Source organism: Streptomyces sp. 15-116A (assembly GCF_025290915.1).
Classification (GTDB): Bacteria; Actinomycetota; Actinomycetes; order Streptomycetales; family Streptomycetaceae; genus Streptomyces.
Genome location: NZ_JAOCQE010000411.1, coordinates 1 through 4,051, shown reverse-complemented (window position 1 = coordinate 4,051; position 4,051 = coordinate 1). Strand labels below are relative to the sequence as shown.

The window sequence follows — 4,051 nt, the reverse complement described above, 5'->3', positions numbered from 1 at the left end:
AGGCGGCCGAGAAGTCCTCGCGAGTGACCTCCCCGACCGGTCCGTCCTCACCCGCGTCCCTCCCGGCCGACCGGCGGGCGCCCTCACGACCGCTGCCCGCCCCCGCGTCCTCCGCCGCCACCACCTCATCCGGCCGTCGGCCCGGTGACGCGCCCTCCGCGCACGCCGTGCAGGCCGCCCCCGCCCGGAAGGACAGCGGGCAGCCCGCCCCATCGCGCACGCCCCACCCCCCGGGCGGCCCGGCCGTGGAGGCCGGTGCCCATGCCGCCCCGCTGCTCGCGCACGGGTGGAACCCTCTCCGACTGCCGTTCTCCGACGTCCCGTTCGACCTGCTGACCGACTCCTGGTCCGAGCGCGCCGACCCGTTCATGGCCGAGCGGCTGCGCACACTGTCCGAGTCGGCTCTCGACGGTGACGACGCGGGGGACGATCTGCCCTGGCTGCCGTTCCCGACGGTCATTCCGACCGCGTCGGGCCGGCAGGCCGAGGAGCTGCTCTGCCGCTGCTGGCCGGGCGTGCGCGGACGCGTACCGCACAACCGTCTCTTCCCGACCTGGCTGCGCAGCCTCGCCGCGAGCGGCTTCCACCCCGAGCGGCTGCCCGCGGCCGGCGCGGGCGGCGACGTGGACCCGGAGGCGCTGGCCGCCGCGCTCGCCGACACCGGCACACCGGTCTCCTTCGTCGCGCTCGAACTCACCTGCAACGCCGCGGGCGGTGTCGCCCTGTCCCTCGCGGGACTGCGCACGGTCCGCGAACTCACCCGCGCCCACGGCGTGCCCCTGGTGCTGGACGCCACCCGGCTGCTGGAGAACGCCGCGGCCGTGGTGGAGGGGGAGGAGTCGATGCGCGGCCGGGGCCTGTGGCACGCGGCGCGCGAGCTGCTCGCGCAGGCCGACGCCGTCACGCTGAGCGCCGGCAAGGACTTCGGCGTCCACCACGGGGGCCTCGTGGCGACCGCGCTGCCCGAGCTCGCGGACCTGCTGCGGGAGGAGACCGCGGCCCGCGGACCCTGGGCCGGGCTGCTGGAGCGGCGCACCCTGCGCCGTGCGCTGCTCGATCTGGACGGTGTCGCCAGGCTCGTACGCCGCCGCCTGGCCGCGGTCACCACCCTGCGGCAGGCCCTGCGGTCGGCAGGCGCCCCGGTGGTCGACGTCCCCGGCTCGCACTGCGTCCTGCTGGACGCGCGGCGTGTGCCGGGCGCGTCGGAGCTCCGTCACCCCGTCCCGTCCGTGCTGGCCTGGCTGTTCGCGCACACCGGGATCCGCGGCGGCCCGCACCTCGGCGACGACGGCCTGATCCGGCTCGCGGTGCCCGTGGGCTGGCCCCGCAAGGGGATCACCGACCTGGCCGGGCGGCTGTCCCGGCACTTCCTCGCCCCGCCGCCGCTGACCGCCCTGGTGCCGGCCGGCGAGGAGGACGACGCGGGCGGCGACCCGGCACGGGCCGTGTACCGGCCGGTGGACGGCGGGACACGGTCCCCGGCCGGGCCCGCCGTGCCGCGCGACATCGTGGAGGAGCTGGAGGAGGGGTACGCGCCCGCCGACGAGAACGCCGGACTGCTCGCCGAGGCGGTGCCGGAGGTGGAGCGGCACATGGTGCGGCTGGCGGACGGCGACGTCGAGGTGTTCGCTGCCGGTGACGGCCCCGTCGTCCTGCTGATGCACCCCTTCAACATGGGTGCAGGTGTCTTCGCCGAGCAGTTCCGCGCCCTGTCCGGGCGGTACCGGACCGTCGTCGTCCACCATCCCGGCGTGGGCGCCAGCACCGCCCCCACCGACCTGAGCCTGGCGAGCCTCACGGACAGCAGGGCCGAGGTCCTCGACCGGCTCGGGGCGACGGGACCGGTGCATGTGGTCGGCGCGTCCTTCGGCAGCCTGCTCGCCCAGTCCTTCGCCCTGCGCCACCCGGAGCGGACCGCCTCCCTCACCCTGATCTGCGGTTCCTTCCGGTACGCCAATCGCGAGGGCGGGGTGAACCGGCTGGAGCGGGTGGTCGCCGAGGACTTCGACCGGATCGTGTCGGGCTCCGGCTCACCGCGCATCGCCCGGGACCGCCAGCGGCTGACGGAGCTCCTGCTGCGCAGCGAGAGCATGGACGCCCGCACCGGCCTGCGCTATCTCGACCTCTTCGCCGGGGAACCGGACCTGCGCGAGCGGCTGCCCGAGATCTCCGTACCGACCCTTCTCGTGCAGGGCCGCCACGACTCGGTCATCCCGCTCAAGACCGCCCACCTGATGCACGGTCTGATCCCCGACGCGAGCTACGAGGAGATCCCCGACGCCGGGCACTTCCCCTGCGTCACCCATCCCGACGAGGTGAACCGGCTGCTGGCCGCGTTCCTCGACCGCACCGGGAGGCGACCGTGAACGACCGGCCCATCGGCATCGACGCCCTGAACGTGTACGGCGGTCTGGCCAGGATCGCCGTGCGCGAACTGTTCGCCGGGCGGGGCCTGGACCCCGAACGCTTCGACAACGTCGGCATGGCGGCACGCTCCGTGGCGCTGCCCTTCGAGGACCCCGTCACCAACGCCGTCAACGCCGCCGCGCCGCTGCTGGCGGGGCTCTCCGCCGAGGACCGGGACAGCATCGGCTTCCTCATCACCGCCACCGAGTCGGGGCTGGACTACAGCAAGTCCGTCGCCTCCTACGTGCACGCCCACCTGGGGCTGTCACCGGCGTGCCGGCTGCTGGAGGCGAAACAGGCGTGCTTCGCGGCCACCGCGGCCCTGCGGCTCGCGGCCGGGTACGTGGCCGCCGAGCCGGGCGCCAAGGCGCTCGTCATCGCCACCGACGTGGCGCTGGCCGACGCGCGCGCCTCCTACGCGGAACCGGCCACGGGCACCGGCGCGGTGGCCCTGCTGGTCGCCGAGGAACCCCGTGTGCTGGCCCTGGATCCCGGGGCGACGGGCGCCCACAGCTTCGAGGTCCAGGACACCGCCCGGCCCACCCCCGACCACGACATCGCCGACGTCGACCGGTCCCTGCTCGCCTATCTGGAATGCCTGGTCGGCGCCTACGGCGACTACCGGGCGCGCGTCCCGGAGGCGGACGTGACCGGCACCTTCGACCTGCTCGTCTTCCACACACCGTTCTCCGGCATGGTGCGGGCGGCGCATCGCAGACTGATGCGGGAGTTCGCCTCCCCGGACGGTCCCTCGGCCGGCCTCCCCGACCGCCGGTGGATCGACGAGGACTTCGCCCGCCGCGTGGCACCGTCGCTGCGCTACCCCGACATCGTCGGCAACCTGTTCTCCGGCTCGCTCTACCTCGCGCTCGCCGGCGCGATCGACACCCTGCGCCCGCGGGGCGAGCTCAGGGCCGGACTGTTCTCCTACGGATCGGGCTGCTCCTCGGAGTTCTTCAGTGGGGTCGTGCGCGACACGGCGGCCGGCACTCTGGCCGCCGTGGACATCGCGGGACGGCTGGAGAGCCGCGCGGACCTCTCGTTCGCCGAGTACGAGGAACTGCTCCCGCACAGCACGAGCTGCCTGGTACCGGTCGCGGACCGCGACATCGACCCGTACGCCTGGAAGGAACTGCTGGACCGGGTGCCGGGCCGGGACCGGCTGCTGGCACTGACCTCGGTGAAGGACCACCACCGCCACTACGAATGGCTCGCGGAAGGAACCACTGCGCGATGAGCGACACCACGGCCGTCGGCCACGAGGAGATCCTGCGGACGATACGGCGGCACACCACGGCCGTCGTACCGGAGATCGAGCCCGCCCGGATCGTGCCCGAACGCACCCTGGACGAGCTGGGCTGCAACAGCATCGACCGGGCCGAGATTCTCACGGGTGTGCTGGAGGAGCTGGACATCGACCTGCCGCTGGAGAAGCTCACCTCCGGCGCGACGGTGGAGGAGCTGGCGCGGCTGATGGGCGAGCACCGCTGATGCGCGGAGAGCCGGTGGTGGTCTCCGGGATCGGTGTGCTGTGTGCCGTGGCCGACGACGCCGCCGCGTTCGCCGCCGCACTGCGCGAGGGCCGGTGCGGGATACGGCAGGGCGCGGACGGCGGGCCGGGCCGCGCCGGCCTGGACGACGAAGC

At 74.4% G+C, this 4,051-nt stretch carries 3 protein-coding genes and 1 pseudogene; 3 read left to right on the top strand and 1 reads right to left on the bottom strand.

Features of this window, described 5'->3' with window-relative positions; all coding sequences use genetic code 11:
* Window positions 1–220 (bottom strand): annotated as a pseudogene (locus tag N4P33_RS33435) (hypothetical protein); the annotation flags it as partial.
* Window positions 221–245: 25 nt separating this feature from the next.
* Here N4P33_RS33435 and N4P33_RS33430 point away from each other — a divergent pair.
* The 3 genes from N4P33_RS33430 to N4P33_RS33420 are packed head-to-tail and all read left to right on the top strand — an operon-like array spanning window position 246 to window position 3,897.
* Complete coding sequence (locus N4P33_RS33430) at window positions 246–2,366, top strand: alpha/beta fold hydrolase (protein WP_260830687.1); 2,121 nt, start codon at window positions 246–248, stop codon at window positions 2,364–2,366.
* Window positions 2,363–3,643, top strand: coding sequence for a hydroxymethylglutaryl-CoA synthase family protein (locus N4P33_RS33425; protein WP_260830686.1), 1,281 nt, complete (start codon window positions 2,363–2,365; stop codon window positions 3,641–3,643). Before N4P33_RS33430 ends, N4P33_RS33425 begins: the two co-directional genes overlap by 4 nt.
* Complete coding sequence (locus N4P33_RS33420) at window positions 3,640–3,897, top strand: phosphopantetheine-binding protein (protein ID WP_260830685.1); 258 nt, start codon at window positions 3,640–3,642, stop codon at window positions 3,895–3,897. Before N4P33_RS33425 ends, N4P33_RS33420 begins: the two co-directional genes overlap by 4 nt.
* The last annotated feature ends 154 nt before the right edge of the window (window positions 3,898–4,051 follow it).